Consider the following 19273-nt stretch of genomic DNA (forward strand, 5'->3'; position numbering starts at 1 on the left):
CCGACGCAAATCGGCCGGGTCCGGGGGTAGACTGCTCGCATGATCGGGCGGACGGCCCGCTACGTTTGGGTCCTTTCAGCGCTCCTCGGCGCGGGCTGCACGCCCGAGCTCGGCGATGTGCCGTTCGCGTGCGGCACAGGCGGGCTTTGCCCGGAAGGGTATTCGTGCCAGGCCACGGTCTGCGTGCGTGACGGCGCGAGCCCCACGAGCCGCAGGCCAAAGCGCGTCGCCTGGATCAACCCGCCCGAGATGTTCTGGCTCTCGGCCCCGGGCGGGGGCGCGACGCTCCTCGTGAACGACGGCTTCACCCCGGGCGCGCGCGGGATCTACGAGATCCACGTCGCGCCCGACGGCAACGTGTCCGAGCCGCGCGCGATCTTCACCTACGGCGGCGCGGTGATCTCCTCGGCCGTGGTGCCGCTGCCGGACGGTCGTTACGGCGTGGTGCTCGTGCGGTTCCCGAACGTCGACTCCGACGAGACGACGCTCGAGCTGCTCGGGATCGAGCGCACGTCGGCGAGCGGATCGACGCCCGCGGTGGAGAAGCTCTTCTCCACGACGACGCCGTTCCTCGGCGGCGTGGAGCCTCCATACGTCGGCGCCGCGATCGACGGGACGACGCTGAACATCGCGTGGACCGTGCCTTCCGGCGGCGGGCGTGTCGAGGTGCTGCACCTCGAACGGCAAGGCTCGCTCTGGAACCCCACGTGGAAGGCGTCGGCGAGCCTGCCGCCCGACGTGCCGCCGCTCTCCGGCGACTGCCAGCTCTTCCGCGACGACGGCGGCGTGCTCACGGTGCGCGTGGGCTTCGAGAGTTACGCGCTCTCGACGCTGGATCCCGCGACCGCGATGGACGGCATGGTCTCGATGACGACCTTCGCGCCGACGACCGACGAGCCGCTCTTCGGCTGGAAAGACGGCGTCTTTGCGATGCGGCGCGGCGACTACGATCCGGCGAACGCGGCGTTCGCGGTGAGCTACGTGTTCACCCCGGCGATGGGCATGCCCACGGAGGACAAGGGCTTCACGATGCCGGAGACGACGACGCCCTTCGTGGGCACGCCGTTCGAGGGAGGCGCGCTCGTCGCGCCGGTGTCGCGTGATCCGAAGCTGCCGACGGTCGACGTCGCGTGGCGTTCGCCGACGGAGCCGCTGCGGATCGTGGCGAGCGTGCCGCGCACGAGCACCGGATCGATCTTCTCGTCGCGCGCGTATGGGCTCGGCGACAAGGCATACGTCGCGTGGACCGAGTTCTACGAGTCGAACATGGACCTCTGGATCGGCGTGTCGGATCTGCGTCGCGAGGGCATGGGGATGCTCCTCGGTCGATCGAACCACGTGCGGGGTCTCTCGCGGCCGGTCGGAGGGCCGCAGGTCGAGAAGGCGGAAGGGCAGGGGGCACCTTGAGGGGATCGAGGGGACGGGTTCTTTCGGGCGCGATGGTGGCCGCGCTCGGGATGTTCGGGGCAGGTTGCGGGGAACCTTCGTTCGGGGAGATGCCGGCGCTCTGCGCAGAGGACGGCGCTTGCCCCGAGGGATACGACTGCATCCACGGCGTCTGCGCGCTGCCGGGCACGCCGGTGCCCGTCACCGTCGGCTCCGTCCCTTACCTGCGTGGCTCGGACATGCGCGTGGTGCCGCAAGCGTCGGGCGTGCTCGTCGTGTGGGAGACGTACGCGTACTCCGACGACGGGCAGCGCTTCGTGGGCGCGCGCGTCTCGCCCGCGGGCGCCGTGAGCCCGCGCATGGACATCGTGGGCCGCTTCGTCGCGGACAGCGACTCGCTCGAACCCTACTTCGACGTCCTGCCCGTGAGCGGGGATCGCGTGCTCGTGGCGATCAGCTCGCCCTCGCTCCCGGAGGATCCCTCGGTCGAGCCGCGCCTCGTCACGTACCGCGTCGATCTGCCGCCGGAGGGGCGCGAGGATCAACCGGCCGCGTTCGAATCCGCGTGGGCCAAGGAGGAGCGCCTCGCGACCGTGGGCTACGGCGCGGTGAGCTTTCCGAAGCTCCTTCACCGCAGCAATCGTGTCGAGCTCGGCTACGTCCGATCACGGACCACGACCATCGACAACAACCTCGAGACGATCGCGGAGCTCGCGATCTTCTCGATGCAGGAGGACGGGACGCTCTTCTCGCCCGATCCCACGTACCACCCGGCCCGCGCGAATTTGCCCGTCGCCGTGGGGGTCCTCGGCGGGTTCGGCACGAGCACGGGCGCGTGGTGGATCCTCGACAACGAGCGGCCGAGCGCGGTGCTGCTACCGGACGGCGGCGGCGAGGCGGAGGTGAAGCTCGGTCGCCTCGCGGTGCCGGTCGGGGCCGACGACACGTCGCTCACGTACATCGAGCCCTCGGCGCGCACGGGAGACAAACAGCCGACGGATCCCGTGTCGGGGCCGGCCGCGCTGCGCACGGTCGCGGCGCCCGTGATCGGGGATCCCATGCCGCCGGCCGAGACCTCGATCGGCGCGCTGCCGGGCCTGCGCGACACGCCGCGCCCCGCGTGGATCGGACGGCAAGGCGCAAAGCCGATCCTCGTGACGCCCGGCGAGGCCGTCGATGCCCCCGAGCTCATGGTCTACCTCGTGGATCCGGCGAGCGCCGCGACGACACGCGTGGCTTCGATTCCGCGGCTCTCGACGCGCACCATCGGCGCGCTCCATGCGGTCCTCAGCTCGGGCAAGCTCTTCGTCGGCTGGCTCGAGACGGACGAAACGTCGGCCACGATCCGCATGGCCATCCTACCCGAGCCCGAGCCCCCGGCGGCACCTTGAGGCGCGTATGAGCATCGGCTCCATTGGCTCCCAGCCTCTGTTCGCAGGCAAGTACCGCCTCATCCGCATGCTCGGCAAGGGCGCGATGGGAGAGGTCTGGCTCGCCGAGGAGGAAGGGCCGCGCAACTTCCGCCGCCGCGTCGCGGTGAAGCGCCTGCTCGCCGCGGGCGACATCGGCGACATCGCGACCGACTCGTTCGTCGCCGAGGCGCAGGTGATCGCGCGCCTCGATCACCCGAACGTCGTGCGCCTGATCGAGCTCGGCAACGCGGAGGGCGGGCTCTACCTCGTGCTCGAGTTCGTCGACGGCGCCGCGCTCGATCGCATCTTCAAGCGCACGGGCACGCTCGCGCCCGCGACGGTCGCGTACATCGGCCGCGAGGTCGCGCGCGCGCTCGAGGCCGTGCACGGCATGTGCGACGAGAACGGCAACAACGTCGGCGTGGTGCATCGCGACGTGACGCCGTCGAACATCCTCGTCGCGCGCGACGGCCGCGTGCGGCTCTCCGACTTCGGCGTGGCGCGCATCTCGGGCCTCGGCGGCGAGAAGACCGAGACCGGCGTGTTCAAGGGCAAACTCCCGTACATGCCGCCCGAGCAGGCGCGCGGCGAGCCCTTCGACGGGCGCGCGGACGTGTTCGCGCTCGGCATCACGCTCTTCGAGGGGCTCCTCGGGCGCAGGCTGCGCAAAGCCGAGACGCAGACGCAGCTCCTCATGATGATCGCGAGCGAGCCGGTCGCGCGCGTGCACGAGATCATGCCGGGCGTGCCCGACGCGCTCGCGCACGCGATCGATCGCGCGACGGAGCTCGATCCACGCCGTCGCATCGCGGACGGCAGTGAGCTCGCGTATTTGATGGACGAGGCGTTGCGCGCGCTCGGGCCGACGGCCGTGAAGGACGCGCAAGCCGAGCTCCGCGCGCGCGTCGAGCAGGTGGCGGGCGCGCCTGCCGGCGGATCGAACGCGCCGGGCACGGGGCAAGCGAAGCGGCCGCAAGAGTGGAGCATGCAGCTCGGCACGGGCGCGCAGCGGCCGAGCGCATTTCCCGTGGAGACGACGCGCTCGTCGGATGCGCCGGGGCAACCCTCGTACGGCACGTACGGGAGCGCGGCCCAACCCGGGACCAACGCGGGGCGTATCTCGACGTCCGGGCATCACCTCTCGACGATGGGCGCGCCGGGATCGTCGCCCGGATCGAACCCGACGAGCGGCGGCCTCGGCGTGACGAACGTCGCGAGCTTCGCGGACGCGGGCGCGCCGTCGAGCTTGCAGGCGAGCGGGCGTCGCTCGATGGTCCTGCCCGTGCTCGCGCTCGCGGGCTTCACGATCCTCGGCGGCGTCGCGGCGTTTTTCGTGCTCTCGCAGAGCGCATCGGGGCCACGCACGGATGCCTCCGCCGTGTCGGCGTCGCCGTCCGCGGTCGCGCCTGCGCCGACGGCGTCGATCGCGGCTGCGCCGAGCACGGCGGAGCCCGACGCGCAGCCGACGACCTCGGCTTCGGGCGCGACCTCGTCCACGCCGGCGGCGACGGTGGCGCTGGGGACGGGCGCGCGGACCGTGAATCCGCGGCAAGGCGGGCAAGGGGCGACGCCGACGTCGACCGCGTCCGCGGCCGTCGAGGAAGCGAACTCGAACGAGCCGGGTACGCTCGTCGTGTCCGTCTCGCCTTGGGCCGACGTGACCGTGGATGGTCGTTCGGTCGGGACCACGCCGCTCGCGCCGATCTCGCTCGCGCCGGGCCCGCACTCGGTGGTCTTGCGCAACAGCGAGCTCGGCGCGTCGCGCAGCCTGTCGGTCACGATCAAGCCGGGCAAACCATCATCGGTCCGGGTGGATCTGCGCAGAGCGGAGTAGGGTTTGCCATGAAGAACGGGACGCGGAGCATGGGCGCTCGGCTCGGGCGAGTCGCGGTGGCGGTGTCGATGTGTGCGGCGCTCGGCGCTGCGGGGACGGAGGCGCGAGGGGAGGATCTCGCGAGCGTCGTGGCGAGGGCGCGCGAGCAGGTCGAGAGCGGCGCGTTCGCGGACGCGCTGCGCACGCTGAACACGCTGCCGAAGTCGGAGATCCCGCCGACGCTCGCGGTGGAGGCGGGCCTCTTGGAGACGCAGGCCGCGCTGGTCACGAAGGGCGAGGCGGCGGGCGCGCAGGCGTGCACGAAGGCGATCATCGCGGCGGGCTACGATCCCGAGGTCGCGCGGGATCAGTCGCCGAAGGTGCGCGCCGCTTGCCGCACGGCCGCGGAGAGCGCGCGGAAAGATCGGATCGAGCGGGCGGGCGTGAAGCTCTCCGATCTCGAGATCGAAGCGCCCGAGGTGGCGTGGGCGCCTGTGCGGATCTCCGCGACGGCGAGCGTCGCGCCGCCGTGGCTGCGGGTCATCGCGCGGGTTCGATCGAGCGCGATCGAAGGCTCGTTTGATCTTCCGCTCGCGCCTTCGCCCGACGGGCCTCTGCGCGGCACGCTCGATCCTTCGTTCATCCGGCCGAAGGCGAAGCTCGACATCACGATCGTCGCGCAGGACAAGTTCGGGGATCTCGCGACGACCGCGCTCACGAAGACGCTCACGGTGCCTGCCCAGGAGGCGATCGTCGCGCTCGGCGACGTGCCGGGCTCGGCCGTCGTGCTCGTCGACGACAAGCCCGTGGATCCTGACGACGACGGGCGTGTCGCCGTGGAGCCGGGCAAGCACGAGGTCGAGATGCAGGTGGACGGCGCGACGTCGAGCACGACCGTCACGGTGCAGCGTGGAAGCGTGGCGCGCGTGGCGCTCTCGCCGACGAAGGGCGGCGGCCGGACGTTCGCGTGGATCGCGACGGGTTTGACCGTCGGGTTCGGCGCGGCTTCCGGCGTGCTTCTCTACACGGCGGCTTCACGCACGAGCGAGATCGAAGACCTCGCGGCGTTGCGCGAGCCGGGCACGAGCTTGCCTGCGACGGACTATGGCCAGATCAAGGCGCGCGACGACGAGCGACGGACGTTCCAGACGGTGGGCCTCGGCCTCGCGATCGGCGGCGGCGTGATGGGCGCACTCGCGCTCACGTTCTGGCTCTTGCCGTCGGGGGGTGGGAAGAAAGCGGTGAAGAAGGACGCGCACCTCGCGCCCGTGATTGTGCCGTACATCGGGCCGGGGAGCGTGGGTTTGTCGGGTACGTTCTAGGGGAGAAACGCCGATGTCCGAAGGCCCGCTCGTCACGGTGGATTGGCTCGCGGCGCATGCGTCCGATCCGCGCGTCGTCGTCGTCGACGTGCGCTGGTATCTCTCGGGCAAGCGCGGCGTCGATGCGTACGACGCGGGCCACATCCCCGGCGCGTCGTTCGTGGATCTCGACGCCGAGCTCGCGGGGGATCCGGCGCGAGGCCCCGGCCGTCATCCGCTGCCCGCGTTGCAGACCTTCGCGGCGCTGCTCTCGCGCCTCGGGGTCACCGAAGATTCGATCGTCGTGGCCTACGACGATGCCGGCGGTGCGATCGCCGCGCGCATGTGGTGGTTGCTCCGCTACTTCGGGCATCGAGGCGGCCGGGTCCTCGACGGCGGCATCGGCGCCTGGATCGCGGCGGGGCATTCGCTTGAAATGGACCGTCCTCGCGTGACGCCCGCGCCGCCGCTCGCGCTTCGGCCCGGCGGCGCGCCCGTCGTGGACAAAGCCGACGTCGCTCGCCTCGTTGTGCTCGGCGCGCCGGGGTCCGTCGTCCTCGATGCGCGGGCTCGCGAGCGGTACGAGGGCCGATCCGAGCCGATCGACGCGCGCGCCGGGCACGTCCCCGGCGCTCGGAGTGCGCCTTTCGTGGAGAACCTCGTGGCGCCTGGCGGGGCCTTCCTGTCGCGCGAGGCGCTCGCCGCGCGGTACCGGGCGCTCGGCGCGCTCGATGCGAAGAACGTCGTTTGTTACTGCGGCTCCGGCGTCACCGCCTGCCACGATCTCCTCGCCCTCGTGATCCTCGGCCGTGAGGACGTCGCTCTCTACGAGGGATCCTGGAGCGACTGGGCGCGGGACGCGGCCCTCCCGATCGAGACCGGCTGAGCCTCGATCCGGCAAGCCCCTTGCGCCGTCGCAACTGCGGTGCTTTGGGGTAGGGCCATGCAGATCCATCGCGTACAGGAGCTTTTCAAGCAGTCGCCCGTTGGTCAGCGCGTGAGCGTGTGTGGTTGGGTCCGCACGCGCCGGGACGCGAAGAACAACTTCTCCTTCCTGGAGATCAACGACGGCTCCTGCTTGAAGAACCTGCAGATCATCGCGGACGGCACGCTCGAGAACTACGAGACCGAGGTGAAGAAGCTCGGCACCGGTTCGAGCTTGCGTGTCGAGGGGGTCGTCGTCGCGAGCCAGGGCAAGGAGCAGGCGATCGAGATCAAGGCCGAGCGCGTGCACGTCTACGGCTTCTCGCCCGAGGACTTCCCGCTGCAGAAGAAGCGCCACGGCTTCGACTACCTGCGCACGATCGCGCACCTCCGAGCGCGCACGAACACGTTCGGCGCCGTCACGCGCATCCGCCATACGCTGTCGATGGCCGTGCACGACTTCTTCCACGCGCGAGGCTTCTTCTACGTCCAGACGCCGATCATCACGGCGAACGACGCCGAGGGCGCGGGCGAGATGTTCCAGGTCACGACGTTCGACCTCGACAAGCTCCCGCGCACGCCCGAGGGCAAGGTCGACTACGCGCAGGACTTCTTCGGCCGCCGCACGAGCCTCACCGTGAGCGGCCAGCTCGAGGGCGAGACGTACGCGATGGCCCTCGGCAACATCTACACGTTCGGCCCCACGTTCCGCGCCGAGAACTCGAACACCACGCGCCACCTCGCCGAGTTCTGGATGATCGAGCCCGAGATGGCGTTCGCGGATCTCGATCACAACGCGTACATCGCCGAGGAGTTCTTGAAGCACGTCATCCGCGCCGTGCTCGAGCAGAACCAGGAGGACGTCCACCTGCTCGACAGCTTCGTGCAGAAGGGCTTGAAGGAGAGCCTCCAGAACATCGTCGCGGGCCCGTTCGCGCGCATGACGTACACCGATGCGATCGAGGTCCTCGAGAAGTCCGGCCAGAAGTTCGAGTACCCGGCGAAGTGGGGTTCGAGCTTGCAGACGGAGCACGAGCGATACCTGACCGAGGTGCACCACAAGCGCCCCGTGATCCTCACGGACTACCCGAAGGAGTTCACGGCGTTCTACATGCGCCTGAACGACGACAAGAAGACCGTGCGCAACATGGACGTGCTCGTGCCGCAGATCGGCGAGATCATCGGCGGCAGCCAGCGCGAGGAGCGGTACGACGTGCTCCTCGAGCGCATGCAGGAGGCCGGCCTGAAGCCCGAGGACTACGCGTTCTACATCGACCTCCGCAAGTACGGCACGGCCCCGCACGCGGGCTTCGGCCTCGGCTTCGAGCGCCTCGTCCTGCTCTGCACGGGCATGGGCAACATCCGGGACGTCATCCCGTTCCCGCGCACGCCCGGCCACTGCGAGTTCTGAGGCCCGACGAGGGAGCCCGGCCCGCGCGTCCGGGCTCCCTTGCGCCGCGCTCGGCACGAATCGAGCGCGGCTTTTTTCTGGTCAATTATGTGCATGGGTGCAAAGATGCCAATCGTGCACATGAAGGCCGATGACCGCCGAGCGCTCCGGGAGAGCATCCGCGTCACGCGGATGGCGTCGGCGCGCGACTTCCTGATCGAGGCGATCTCCTCGCTCGACGAGGTCGAGCTGACGCTCCTGCAGCTCGGCGTGCTCCTCCTGCTCGAAGACGGCGCGCCGCGCACGTTGAAGGAGCTCGCGGAGCTCGTCGGCCGTTCGCCATCGGCGACGAGCCGCCTCGTGGATCAGCTCGTGCGGCGCAAGCTGCTCCTTCGCGAGGAGGATCCCGAGGATCGGCGCGCGCGGCGCGTCACGCGGAGCCCACGCGCGGCGCGGCTCGTGGCGGAGCTGCTCGATCGCCGCACGGACGTGCAGATCAAGATGATGGCGGCGCTCTCGGACGAGGAGCGCGCGCTCGTACTGCGGGCCTTCGTCATCCTGGGCGAGGCCGCGCAACGGATGACGAAGAAGGAGGTCCGACGATGACGACAGAAGGCACGGTGCTCCCGCTCGCGGCGCTCGATCGATCCTCGCTCCCCATCGCCGGCGGAAAAGCGGCGAACCTCGGCGAGATGATCCGCGCCGGGGTGCCGGTCCCGCCGGGATTCGTCCTGACGACCTCCGCGTTCCGCGCCGCGGCGGAAGCGGCGGACATTGGCCCGAAGCTCGAAGCGCTCGCGGGCACCGAGCCGAGCGATCGCGCCCGGCTCGCGACGCTCGCGGCCGAGATCCGCGCGGCGCTCTCATCCGTGACCGTGCCCGACGCGATCGCCGAGGCGTGCGTCCGCGCGTACGACGTCGAGCTCGGGGGCGCGGCCGTGGCCGTGCGCTCGTCGGCCACGGCCGAGGATCTGCCGGACGCGAGCTTCGCCGGGCAACAGGACACCTACCTCGGCGTGCTCGGCAAGGAAGCCTTGCTCGACGCCGTTCGTCGCTGCTGGGCGTCTCTCTTCACCGAGCGCGCTGTCGTCTACCGCGCGGATCGCTCGATCGATCCACGCGACGTGTCGCTCGCCGTCGTGGTGCAGCGCCTCGTGCATGCGCGCGCGGCGGGCGTGCTTTTCACGGCGAACCCCGTGACGGGGCGGCGCCGCGAGGCGGTGATCGACGCGGCGCCGGGGCTCGGCGAGGCGGTCGTGAGTGGCGCGACGAACCCCGATCACCTGGAGGTCCGCGTCGATACGGGCGAGATCGTCACGCGCCGCCTCGGGGACAAACGGGTCGTGATCGAGGCGCTTCCCGGCGGAGGGACGCGCCACGAAGAGCGCGCGGACGGCTCGGCGGAGGCTTGCATCTCCGACGCGGAGGCGCGCGCGCTCGCGGCGATGGGCGCGCGCGTCGAGGCGCATTACGGCGCGCCGCAGGACATCGAGTGGGCGATCGATCCCGAAGGAAAGATCCTCCTCGTGCAGTCACGCCCGATCACCACGTTGTTCCCGATCCCCGTGGGCCCGCTGTCGAAGGACGGCGATCTCCGCGTCCTCTTCAGCTTCAACGTGGCGCAGGGCGTGTTCCGGCCGTTCTCGCCGATGGGTCTGCAGTTCTGGCGCGCGTTCGCAGGCGTCGCGTCGCGTGGTCTCGGCTTGTGGGACGGCGAGCCGCTCGACGGTCCACCCATCTACGCCGTGGGCGCGAGCCGGCTCTTCCTCGACATCACCGCGATCTTGCGAGATCCGCTCGGTCGGCGTGTCGCCGCGTTCGCCTTGTCCAGGATGGAGGCGCGCAGCGGCGTCGCCGTTCGCGCGGTCCTCGATGATGAGCGGCTCGGCGTCGTGGAGACGCCACGCTGGAGGATCGCGCGTGCGGCGTTCCGCGCGCTCGCGCGAACACGCGCGCCCGTCACGCTCGCGCGTGCCCTTCGGGAGCCCGACGCCGTGCCCGGTCGTATCTCCGCGAAGGTCGACGCCGCGATCGCGGTGGGCGAGGTGCCGGGAGGGTCACCGCCCTCCGCGTATCTCGACGCGGTCGAGCGCATGATCCGGGAGGGCGTCGCTCCCTTCCTCTTCACCGCGATCCCCAGCATCGTCGGCGCGCTCGTGAGCATGCTCCTCTTCCGTCGCGCGCTCTCGGGCCTGATGACCGAGGACGAGGTGCACACGTTGCTCCGATCGCTCCCGAACAACCCGACGACGGAGATGGATCTCGAGCTCTGGTCGCTCTCGCGCCGCGTGGGTGCAGACCCGGCATCGCGGAGCGTGCTCGGCGAGGAGGCTCCGGCCGCGCTTGCGAAGCGTTACGCCGATCGATCCCTGCCGGCCGTGCTCCAGCGCGAGCTCGGAGCGTTCCTCGCGCGCTGGGGCGCGCGTGGCGTCGCGGAGATCGATATCGGTGTGCCGCGTTGGCGTGACGATCCGACGCACATCCTCGGCAGCCTCGCGAACTACCTCTCGCTCGGCGACGATGCGTCGCCGCCGGACGTGGCCTTCGAGCGTGGCGCGCGCGAGGCGGAGCGAAAGGCGGAGGAGCTCGTGGAGCGAGCGCGCGAAAAGGGCGCTCTGCGCGGCGGGGTCGCGCGGTTCGCGGTGCCACGCGTACGCAGGCTCCTCGGCGCGCGCGAGGCGCCGAAGTTCGGGATCGTGCGCATCCTCGCGCACGCGCGCTCGCTGCTGCTTCAGGCGGGCCGGCTGCTCGTGCAAGAAGGCAAGCTCGCCGCCGAGGACGATGTGTTCCTCCTCGACCTGCGCGAGCTGCGCGCCGTCACCGGAGGCACGGATCTCCGCGCGCTCGTGGCCGAGCGCCGCCGCATGATCACGCAGGAGCTCGGCCGCAAGCACGTCCCGCGGATCCTGCTCTCGGACGGCATGGAGCCCGAGACGATGGCCGCCGCCGCGTCGGGCGAGGGAGGTTTGTCGGGTACGCCTGCCTCCGCGGGGCGTGTCACGGGCAAGGCGCGCGTGGTGCTGGATCCGGTGGGCGCGAAGATCGAGCCCGGCGAGATCCTGGTGGCGCCCTCCACGGATCCCGGCTGGACGCCGCTGTTTTTGACGGCGGGCGGGCTCGTGATGGAGATGGGCGGGAGCATGTCGCACGGCGCGGTGGTCGCGCGCGAGTATGGGATCCCGGCCGTCGTGGGCGTCGCTGGCGCGACGGCGCGGATCACGACGGGGCAGCGGATCACCGTGGATGGAGGCGCGGGGCGGGTGGGGGTCGAGGCGTAGCCCGCCCGCGCGGCGTCACTTCGTCTCGCTGAGCTTCTTCACGTGCTCCAGCACGCGCGTGTGGATCGCGTGGATCGCGCTGTCGGACCAGAACGCCCAGTACACGTTCGGCGCCATTTCGAGCTCGTACCACGTCGTCCCTTCGAGCCGCGTCCGCCCGCCCGGCAGCTCCGTCAGCAGGAACTGCCCTCGCTTGGACCTCAAACTACCGTCGAGGTGCGGCGCGTGCACGTACTGGAACGGGCTCCACTCCTTCATCGCGTGCGGCTGCTTCGATACGTCGAACGCGAGCCGGTGCGGCTTGTCCCAGACCGTGATCGGCTCGACGAACGGGCCCGTCGAGAACTCGCAGTACCGCACGGCGCCCACGCCTTCGCCTTCGAGGCGCGCCCGCACCGGGTAGGCGATCCCCGTGTGGAAGAACCATTCCGAAGGCGGCGCGAGCTCGCCGAAGCCGATGACGTTTTCCCACACGCGATCCGGCGGTGCGTCCACCTCGATCACCGTCTTCACCTCGCGCAGATCCGGCTGCACCACCGCCGCCTCCGCGCCCACGAGCCCCGGCAGCGCCAGCACCGCCGCGGCCGCGTGCGTGTGTGGCGTCTTCGCCTGCAGCGCGATCGCGCGACCCAGGATCGCGCCGATCACCGCCACCACGCCCGCGATCGGCGCGGCCATCAAGAGGCACACGAGCCCCTCCAGCGCGAACAGGAGCATCGCCCCGCCCGTGATCGCCACGGACAAACACGCGACCGCGACCGCGCGCTTGAGCGACTGCGGCGCCTCGCGGTTCAGGAGGAACGAGCTCACCGCGCCCATCACGAACGGCGTCACGAAGAAGAGCGACAGGCCGTAGAGATCCAGCGCATACACGCTGAGGCCCGCCATCCCGAGCCCCACCGCGACGGCTGTTGCGACGCCGAGGAGCGCGCTCCGCAGCGAGCCCTCGATCTTCGTCTGGATCCTCTCCTGCGGCCCGCCTGCACGGTAAGGCGACGTCGGATCCGCCTTCCACGTGTCCCCGCGCTCCGGGAGCCCTGCGAGCACGAGCATCACGAGGTAGTTCAGCGCCGGCACGAGGAACGTGAGGCCGAACCATGGCGACAGGCCCGCGTTCGCCGCGCGCCGGATGCTCATCGAGATCCCGATCCACAGGAACGGCAGCGTCGCGACCGCGAGCACCACGAAGAGCCACGACGGCGCGTCCGGAATGCTCTTCATACGCAACGTGAGCGCCGGGCTCAGGTACGCGAGCGGCGACCACAAGACGCCCGACGCGAGATACACGAGGAGCGTGTCGAGGCCGTACTTGAGCGCCATCAACGTGACGCCCGTGAGCAGATAGGCGCGCCGACCGACAGGCGCTTCGAGGCCAAACCAGAGCCTCGCCACCTCGCGCACGCGGGAGCGTGGGCGGGACGAGGGAGGGGTGTCACTCATGCGCGCATTATGCGGGAGATCGCAGCGCCGTACGTAGCGCCTCCGCGACACGCGCCATCGCTTCGTCGCTCTCGTATTTCGCGCGAGGCCAGAAGAACCCCCGCAATCCATCCTTCTTGCGGCGCGGCACCACGTGCACGTGCAGGTGCGGCACGCTCTGGCTGACCTTGTTGTTCATCGCCACGAAGGAGCCGTCCGCCGAGAGCGCCGGCTCGATCGCACGGGCGATGCGCTGGGCGGCCCCGAAGAGCGGAGCGATCGAGGGCGCGGGCAGGTCGAGCAGCGTCGAGACGTGGGCGCGGGGGACGACGAGGCAATGGCCCAGGAACAGAGGGCTGCGATCGAGGAACGCGAGGACCTCGGGTTCGTCGAGCACGAGCTGGGCCGGAAGCTCACCGGTCGCAATCCGACAAAACGTGCATGCCTGGGTCATGGCTGAGAATCTCGTCACAGGTGTGCGTTGTACGCTGACCGACGTACGATAATTCGTTCCGTGGGGTAGGACGGGGGCTGGCGATGCCGTGAGCGGGTCAGTAGAGTGGCACGCCTTCGCCGGGCGGGGACCATGGGCACGATCGAGCAGGGAAGGCGCGGCGTTCTCGTCGTCGAGGACGATCCCGACATCCGTGAGACCATTGCGCAGATCCTCGAGGAAGAGGGCTACGAGGTGCGCGGTGCGAGCAATGGAAAGCAGGCCCTCGACCTGCTCCGTGAAGGCGTGCGCCCGCAGCTCATCCTGCTCGACCTGATGATGCCGATCATGGACGGCTGGATCTTCCGAACCGAGCAGCGCAGCGATCCGAAGATCGCCGACATCCCCGTCATCGTGATCTCCGCCGACGGCAACCTGCGGCAGCAGGCCGCGAAGATCCACGCGAACGGCTACCTGCGCAAGCCCGTCGGCATCGAGACGTTGCTGAGCACGGTCCAGCAATACCTGAAGGCGTAACGCATCCTCGCCCTCTCCCGCGCGGGAGAGGGCGCGGCGCTGAGGTTACGACCTGCGGTACTCCATCTTGCGCGGGATCATTCCGCTCTTCGAGATCATCTCGAATGCCTCTTTTTCGAGGAGCGGGTGCACGCCCTTCGGCGGCACGCCGCCGGGGATCTTTTTCTTCGTGATGAACGACGCGAGGTACTGCGGGTTGATCGCCGAGAGCTGACGCAGGATCTGCTTCATCCGCTTCGTGTCGTTCGTCCACGCATACGCGAACGCGCGTGAGCGCAGGAGCTGCGGCTTGATGTCGGCGAACGTCGCGTCGTTCGGATCGAGCGTGTCGAGCAGCTCCACGGCCTTCTTCGCCTGACCGCCGCGCGCCCACGCCTCGCCCACGATCGCCGCGATCGTGGCCCGGCTCTTCGCGTCCTTGTGCCGGCCGAGATCGATCTTGTCGACGAGGCCCTTTGCCGCCTCGGTCTCGCCGAGCACGAGGTGGATCATCGCGCGTTGCGCCCGCGCCTCGTCCGCGACGGGCGGCATCACGCGGTCGAGCTTGATGCTCTCCAGCGTCGCGAGCGCCTTCTTCGGATCCTCCTGCAGCTCGAGCTGCGCGCGGGCGAACACGGCCGCAGGATCGTCCTTGCCGAACTCGCTCTCGAGCTTCTCGATCGCTTCCTTGCGCGCCTCCGGCGTGTCCGCCCCGCGCACGAGGTTCGCCACGGCGCGCGAGCGTTTCGCGTACCGGACCACCCAGACGACGAGCGCCGCGACCGCGATCGTGACGACGAGCGCGACGACCTTCGAGACCCAGCCCGAGATGAAGAGCGCGATGATCCAGACGATCGCGAGCGGGATGCCGATCCGGACCGCGAGCTTCTTCGGCTCGAGCATCTGAAGCGGATCGGGCTGCGCGGCCTGTTTGTCGCGCGCGGACGCGATGAGCGCTTCGCGCGCGTCCTTCGGGCTCGCCGGCTTTGCCGCGGCCTTCGGCTTGTCCGCGGTCTTCGGTTTCTCCTGGGTGTTGCTCTTCGGCTTGTCGGACGTCTTCAAGGCGAGCGCTTCATACCACGTGCCACGGGAAACAGTAGCGCGGGCCCTCCCGACTTCGTCAGCCCGGGGCGCCTGCTTCGGGCTCGGGTGGCGTCTCCTTCACGTCCGGACGCACCTTCGCCGCGGGCGGGTGCGACGCCATGGGATCGGAGAGGCCCATCGTGGACTCGCGGAAGTGCAGGAAGATGGTCTGGGCGATGGACATGCACGGCACCGCGAAGAGCGCGCCCGTGATCTGGAAGAAGTGCTCGCCCACGAGCAGCGAGAAGACGACGAGGACCGGATGGATCTTCGCCGCGTCGCCGATGATCTTCGGGTTCAGGAAGTTCGCTTCGAGCTGGTGGATGCCCACGATCCACGCGAGCACGCCGACCGCCGTCATGGGCGATTGCGTGAGCCCGATCAGCACGGCCGGGACCGAGCTCAAGATCGAGCCGAAGATCGGGATGAGCGACATCACGGCCGCGAGGATCGACAGGATCGGCCAGTACTTCAGGTGGAAGAGCCAGAAGCCGATCGCCGAGAGCACGCCGTTCACGAGGCAGATGAGGAGCTGCCCGCGCACGACGCCGGAGAGGCCTCGATCGAGCCTCCGCATGAACCGATGGAATGTGTGGTGCGACGTCGGATCCCAAAGATCGCGGAAGAACGCGAGGATCTTCTCGTGGGTCAGGATGATGTACCCCGCGAGCATCAACGTCATGAACAGGTTGAAGATCCCGCGCGAGATCGCGCCTGCGATCCGCTGGCCGACCTGCAACACGACGGTCGCGTTCTGGCGCAGGTAGAGCAGCCCCTTGTCGAACCCTTCGCGCAAGAGGCCCGCGCTCGAGAGCCGCTTCGGCTCCTGGTTCACGACCTCCCACGTGCCGGCATGCACCTCGTGCAGGCGCAGGTCCTCGCTCACGAAGACGTCGTACGAGCCGTCGTCGCGCTTCACGATCCGCAGCGGCGGTCGTTCCTCGGCGCGCGCGTCGGCCTTGCTCGGCTCGCCCGGGCCTATCTCCGGGCTCGGGTTGGGCGTGGGGGCCTGTGCTTCCTCCGCGGGGCGTTGCCCCGACCAGCGCGTGAGGCGCGAGTCGATCGCCGGCAGCCACTCGTTCCGCACCTTGCGCGTGAGGTTCGGCCACTCGGCCGCGAGCGCCTGCCCTTCGGTGACGAGGCGCGGGACGATCATCCCGATGAACCCGCCGATCACGCCGAGCGTTATCGCGTAGACGAGCAGGATCGCGGCCCAGCGCGGCACGCGCATGCGCTCGACGCGCAGCACCGCGGGCGTCAGCACGTACGCGACGACGAGCGCCAGTACGAACGGCAGCATCACCTCGTGCGCGACGATGCAGAGCGCGACGACGAGCACCGCGCTCGTGGCGAGAAAGATGCGGCGCGCAGTCTTGCGCTCCGGGGGCAGGGTGGACATGGGCGGCGGCGCTTCGCTCACGGATTTCCAGCTCCCTCGTTCGCCGCGGGCAAACGTACGCCTGGCAGGTCCGCGAAGAACGGCACGAGGTAGTCGCGCGTCTTTTCGAGGGCCTGCGGCACGACGCGTACGTCGGCAAGCACCGGCATGAAGTTCGTGTCTCCGCTCCAGCGCGGGACAACGTGCGCGTGCAAGTGCTCGGCGATTCCCGCGCCCGCAGCCGCGCCGAGGTTCAAGCCCACGTTGAGCCCCTCGGGCTTCACGGCCGCGCGCAGGCGCACCGTCGCCTCGCGCACGAGGTCGAAGAGGGCGTGGTGATCCTCGTGCGAGAGCTTCTCCAGCGCGTCGACGTGCGCGTGCGGCACGACGAGCAAGTGCGCCGCGGCGAACGGGTAGCGGTTCAACACGACAAACGCGCGCGGCGTGTCACACACCACGAGCCGCGCGCGGAGCTCCTCCGGCGGAGCAGCCTCAATGCCGCAAAACACGCAGGATCCACCCTTCTTCGAAAGGATGTACTCCATGCGCCACGGCGCCCAGAGCGGATTGCCCATCGATCGCGGCACGCTAGCACCGGCTCCGGCCGGTGGCGATCAACGCGCGGGCGCTGGCCTACCGGATTTCTCGGTCGGGGACGGTGAAAGGGCGTAATCGATGGCGAGCGAGACGCCGAGACCCACCGCCGTCCCGATGAGGTCCCAGGCGAAATCCTTCCACGAGGGCGTGCCGAACCCCGCGGCGTCGAGGATTTCCTTCGTGTACCCAGCACCCAGCGCGACGGCCATGCCGACGGCGACGCGGTTCGCCCGCCCGTCGAGCCCGGCCAGCGTGGAGGCGCCGTACGCGCCGCTTGCGAGCGCAGCCGAGAAGCCGAAGTGCAGGGCCTTGTCACGGCCGAAAAAAGGATCGGGGTTGTCCGGGGGATCTGCACGCGCCGGGAGCGCGGCGAGGAGCGCGGCGAGGACGACGGGCGCAACGAGGCGTCGTGTCATGCGCCGATCGTAAGGACAAAACGCCCGCGGCGCCTCTCCCTCTCGCGAGGGGGAAGGCGCCGCGAACGGTCACCCGGGAAGGGGCAGGATTACTCCTGGTCCTTCGCCTTGTTCTTGAGGTCGAGCTTGCCGGCCAGCTTCTCACGGATGAGATCGCCGACCGTTCCGGCCACGCTCTTCTCCTCCTCGGCCGTCGCGCCGCCGCCGCCCGCGCTCTTCACGCGCTTCGGGCGCTCGGCAGGCTGCGGCTTCTCCACGCCGATGTTCTTCATCGTCGCGAAGAGGCGGCGCTCGATCGTGTCGACGCTCGAGATCTCGACCTTCACGAGGTCGCCGACCTTGATCTTCGTGCCCTCGGGCTCGAGGATGTCGCCCGTCGAGATGAGCGCCTCGACGCCCTCGCGCAGGCGCACGAAGATGCCGTACTCGACGATGCTGATCACCTGGGACTCGTCGATCACGCGGCCCGGCGCGAACTCGCTGAGCATCGTCGGCCACGGGTCGTCCCAGAGCTGCTTGATGCCGAGGGAGACCTTCTTCTCGTCGTGGTTGATCGAGAGGATGATCGCCTCGACGTCGTCGCCCTTGTGGTGGAGGTCGCTCGGGTTGTTGACGCGCACCGACCACGAGAGGTCGCTCTTGTGGACCATGCCGTCGACGCCCTCCTCGATCCCGACGAACACGCCGTAATCGGTGAGCGAACGGACCTTGCCCGCGATCTTGTCGCCGGGGTGGTACTTGTCCGTGAAGAGCATCCACGGATCGGGCTCGAGCTGCTTGAGACCGAGGCTGATGCGCTTGGCGCGTGCGTCGACCTCGAGCACCTGGCACTCGATCTCCTGGCCGACCTCGAGGAGCTTCGACGGGTGCTTGACCTTCTTGGTCCAGCTCATCTCGCTCACGTGGATCAGGCCCTCGACGCCCGGCTCCAGCTCCACGAAGGCGCCGTAGTCCGTGATCGACATGACCTTGCCGCGGACCTTCTTGCCAGCCGGGTAGGCCTCCTCGGCGTGGTTCCACGGATCCTCCTGGGTCTGCTTGAGGCCCAGGGAGACGCGCTCGGTCTCGGGGTTGTACTTGAGGACCTTGACGGTGACCTCGTCGCCGACGTTGAACACCTCGTTCGGGTGGTTCACGCGGCCCCAGCTCATGTCCGTGATGTGGAGCAGGCCGTCGATGCCGCCGAGGTCCACGAACGCACCGTACTCGGTGATGTTCTTGATCGTGCCCTTGACGGTCATGCCCTCGGTGAGGGTCTCGAGCGTCTTCTGCTTCATCTCGTCGCGCTCGCGCTCGAGCAGGACGCGGCGGGAGAGGACGATGTTGCCCCGCTTCTTGTTGAACTTGATGACCTTGAACTTGTAGGTCTGGCCAATCAGTTTGTCCAAGTTGCGGATCGGGCGGAGGTCGACCTGCGACCCCGGGAGGAACGCCTTCACGCCGCCGCGGATGGTGACCGAGAGGCCGCCCTTCACGCGCTGGCTGATGGTGCCCTCGATGAGCTCGTCCGCCTCGCAGGCGTTCGAGATCTCATCCCAGACCTTCATCTTGTCGGCTTTTTCCTTCGACAAGGTGACGAGGCCGTCGTCGTTCTCGCGGCTCTCGATGTAGACGTCCACCTTGTCGCCGGGCTTGACGCCGACCTGACCTGTGGCGTCCGCGAACTCTCGGAGCGGGATTACGCCCTCGCTCTTGCCACCGATGTCGACCACCACCGAGTCACGGCCGACCTGAACGACCGTTCCTGCGATGATCTCGCCCTCGCGCGCGAAATCGGACTCGACCCGCTGCTCGAAGAGCGCGGCGAAGCTCTCCATGCTGGATCCCATGTCGGATCCCGTCATCTCCACGTTCGCGTTACTAGCCATCTGGTCTTTTGAAACCGTCCTTCCCTAGGATTTCCCGGAGCTCGGATGCGATGCGCCGC

16 protein-coding genes are annotated in these 19273 nt (G+C 69.4%); 9 read left to right on the top strand and 7 right to left on the bottom strand.

Annotation, left to right across the window (positions count from 1 at the left end):
- Nucleotides 1-39: 39 nt before the first annotated feature.
- The 8 genes from E8A74_RS14015 to E8A74_RS14050 all read left to right on the top strand — a co-directional run bounded on the left by E8A74_RS14015 (nucleotide 40) and on the right by E8A74_RS14050 (nucleotide 11504).
- A complete protein-coding gene (locus E8A74_RS14015) occupies nucleotides 40-1407 on the top strand; it encodes a hypothetical protein (protein WP_136929494.1) in 1368 nt (455 codons plus the stop codon).
- Between the two features lie 32 nt (nucleotides 1408-1439).
- Nucleotides 1440-2777, top strand: a complete 1338-nt coding sequence (locus E8A74_RS14020) for a hypothetical protein (protein ID WP_136929495.1) — start codon at nucleotides 1440-1442, stop codon at nucleotides 2775-2777.
- Between the two features lie 7 nt (nucleotides 2778-2784).
- The gene (locus tag E8A74_RS53910) at nucleotides 2785-4632 is read left to right on the top strand and encodes a serine/threonine protein kinase (RefSeq protein WP_211365355.1); all 1848 of its coding nucleotides are present in this window, start codon (nucleotides 2785-2787) and stop codon (nucleotides 4630-4632) included.
- 8 nt (nucleotides 4633-4640) lie between these two features.
- Nucleotides 4641-5933 (top strand): hypothetical protein, encoded by a 1293-nt coding sequence (locus E8A74_RS14030; protein WP_136929496.1) that lies wholly within the window; start codon nucleotides 4641-4643, stop codon nucleotides 5931-5933.
- Between the two features lie 13 nt (nucleotides 5934-5946).
- Nucleotides 5947-6798 carry a sulfurtransferase gene (locus E8A74_RS14035; protein WP_136929497.1) on the top strand — a complete coding sequence of 284 codons (852 nt, stop codon included), beginning with the start codon at nucleotides 5947-5949 and terminating at the stop codon, nucleotides 6796-6798.
- Nucleotides 6799-6855: 57 nt separating this feature from the next.
- A complete protein-coding gene (asnS, locus tag E8A74_RS14040; protein WP_136929498.1) occupies nucleotides 6856-8247 on the top strand; it encodes an asparagine--tRNA ligase in 1392 nt (463 codons plus the stop codon).
- A 120-nt stretch (nucleotides 8248-8367) separates the two neighbouring features.
- Nucleotides 8368-8832 (top strand): MarR family winged helix-turn-helix transcriptional regulator, encoded by a 465-nt coding sequence (locus E8A74_RS14045; protein WP_170229112.1) that lies wholly within the window; start codon nucleotides 8368-8370, stop codon nucleotides 8830-8832.
- Nucleotides 8829-11504: a PEP/pyruvate-binding domain-containing protein gene (locus E8A74_RS14050; RefSeq protein WP_136929500.1), complete on the top strand. Its 2676-nt coding sequence runs from the start codon at nucleotides 8829-8831 to the stop codon at nucleotides 11502-11504. The genes E8A74_RS14045 and E8A74_RS14050 overlap by 4 nt, the downstream gene beginning before the upstream one ends.
- A gap of 15 nt (nucleotides 11505-11519) precedes the next feature.
- On the opposite strand, the gene E8A74_RS14055 is transcribed toward E8A74_RS14050, so the two are convergent.
- Together E8A74_RS14055 and E8A74_RS14060 are read right to left on the bottom strand one after the other, a co-directional pair.
- Complete coding sequence (locus E8A74_RS14055) at nucleotides 11520-12944, bottom strand: hypothetical protein (RefSeq protein ID WP_136929501.1); 1425 nt, start codon at nucleotides 12942-12944, stop codon at nucleotides 11520-11522.
- 7 nt (nucleotides 12945-12951) lie between these two features.
- Nucleotides 12952-13377, bottom strand: a complete 426-nt coding sequence (locus tag E8A74_RS14060; RefSeq protein ID WP_136929502.1) for an HIT family protein — start codon at nucleotides 13375-13377, stop codon at nucleotides 12952-12954.
- Nucleotides 13378-13482: 105 nt separating this feature from the next.
- Between E8A74_RS14060 and E8A74_RS14065 the strand changes: the two genes are divergently transcribed.
- The gene (locus E8A74_RS14065) at nucleotides 13483-13893 is read left to right on the top strand and encodes a response regulator (RefSeq protein ID WP_276567948.1); all 411 of its coding nucleotides are present in this window, start codon (nucleotides 13483-13485) and stop codon (nucleotides 13891-13893) included.
- 45 nt (nucleotides 13894-13938) lie between these two features.
- Here the strand turns inward: E8A74_RS14065 and E8A74_RS14070 are convergent, their stop codons facing one another.
- From E8A74_RS14070 to E8A74_RS14090, 5 genes are all read right to left on the bottom strand, one after another.
- Nucleotides 13939-14934: a tetratricopeptide repeat protein gene (locus tag E8A74_RS14070; RefSeq protein WP_211365356.1), complete on the bottom strand. Its 996-nt coding sequence runs from the start codon at nucleotides 14932-14934 to the stop codon at nucleotides 13939-13941.
- A 58-nt stretch (nucleotides 14935-14992) separates the two neighbouring features.
- Nucleotides 14993-16375: an AI-2E family transporter gene (locus E8A74_RS14075; protein ID WP_232379546.1), complete on the bottom strand. Its 1383-nt coding sequence runs from the start codon at nucleotides 16373-16375 to the stop codon at nucleotides 14993-14995.
- Nucleotides 16372-16908: an HIT family protein gene (locus E8A74_RS14080; protein ID WP_136929592.1), complete on the bottom strand. Its 537-nt coding sequence runs from the start codon at nucleotides 16906-16908 to the stop codon at nucleotides 16372-16374. Before E8A74_RS14080 ends, E8A74_RS14075 begins: the two co-directional genes overlap by 4 nt.
- A 39-nt stretch (nucleotides 16909-16947) precedes the next feature.
- A complete protein-coding gene (locus E8A74_RS14085) occupies nucleotides 16948-17346 on the bottom strand; it encodes a YfiM family protein (RefSeq protein ID WP_136929503.1) in 399 nt (132 codons plus the stop codon).
- A gap of 89 nt (nucleotides 17347-17435) precedes the next feature.
- On the bottom strand, nucleotides 17436-19214 hold the full coding sequence (locus E8A74_RS14090) for a 30S ribosomal protein S1 (RefSeq protein ID WP_136929504.1): 1779 nt from the start codon (nucleotides 19212-19214) through the stop codon (nucleotides 17436-17438).
- Nucleotides 19215-19273: the final 59 nt, after the last annotated feature.

The organism is Polyangium fumosum, assembly GCF_005144585.1.
Taxonomy (GTDB): domain Bacteria; phylum Myxococcota_A; class Polyangia; order Polyangiales; family Polyangiaceae; genus Polyangium; species Polyangium fumosum.

Bases quoted from the DNA above. Each gene is read 5' to 3' on its own strand.
- E8A74_RS14060 (WP_136929502.1), bottom strand. From the start codon at position 13,377: ATGACCCAGGCATGCACGTTTTGTCGGATTGCGACCGGTGAGCTTCCG.
- E8A74_RS14090 (WP_136929504.1), bottom strand. From the start codon at position 19,214: ATGGCTAGTAACGCGAACGTGGAGATGACGGGATCCGACATGGGATCC.
- E8A74_RS53910 (WP_211365355.1), top strand. From the start codon at position 2,785: ATGAGCATCGGCTCCATTGGCTCCCAGCCTCTGTTCGCAGGCAAGTAC.
- E8A74_RS14050 (WP_136929500.1), top strand. From the start codon at position 8,829: ATGACGACAGAAGGCACGGTGCTCCCGCTCGCGGCGCTCGATCGATCC.
- E8A74_RS14030 (WP_136929496.1), top strand. From the start codon at position 4,641: ATGAAGAACGGGACGCGGAGCATGGGCGCTCGGCTCGGGCGAGTCGCG.
- E8A74_RS14020 (WP_136929495.1), top strand. From the start codon at position 1,440: ATGGTGGCCGCGCTCGGGATGTTCGGGGCAGGTTGCGGGGAACCTTCG.
- E8A74_RS14035 (WP_136929497.1), top strand. From the start codon at position 5,947: ATGTCCGAAGGCCCGCTCGTCACGGTGGATTGGCTCGCGGCGCATGCG.
- asnS (WP_136929498.1), top strand. From the start codon at position 6,856: ATGCAGATCCATCGCGTACAGGAGCTTTTCAAGCAGTCGCCCGTTGGT.
- E8A74_RS14055 (WP_136929501.1), bottom strand. From the start codon at position 12,944: ATGAGTGACACCCCTCCCTCGTCCCGCCCACGCTCCCGCGTGCGCGAG.
- E8A74_RS14045 (WP_170229112.1), top strand. From the start codon at position 8,368: ATGAAGGCCGATGACCGCCGAGCGCTCCGGGAGAGCATCCGCGTCACG.
- E8A74_RS14085 (WP_136929503.1), bottom strand. From the start codon at position 17,346: ATGACACGACGCCTCGTTGCGCCCGTCGTCCTCGCCGCGCTCCTCGCC.
- E8A74_RS14080 (WP_136929592.1), bottom strand. From the start codon at position 16,908: ATGGGCAATCCGCTCTGGGCGCCGTGGCGCATGGAGTACATCCTTTCG.
- E8A74_RS14015 (WP_136929494.1), top strand. From the start codon at position 40: ATGATCGGGCGGACGGCCCGCTACGTTTGGGTCCTTTCAGCGCTCCTC.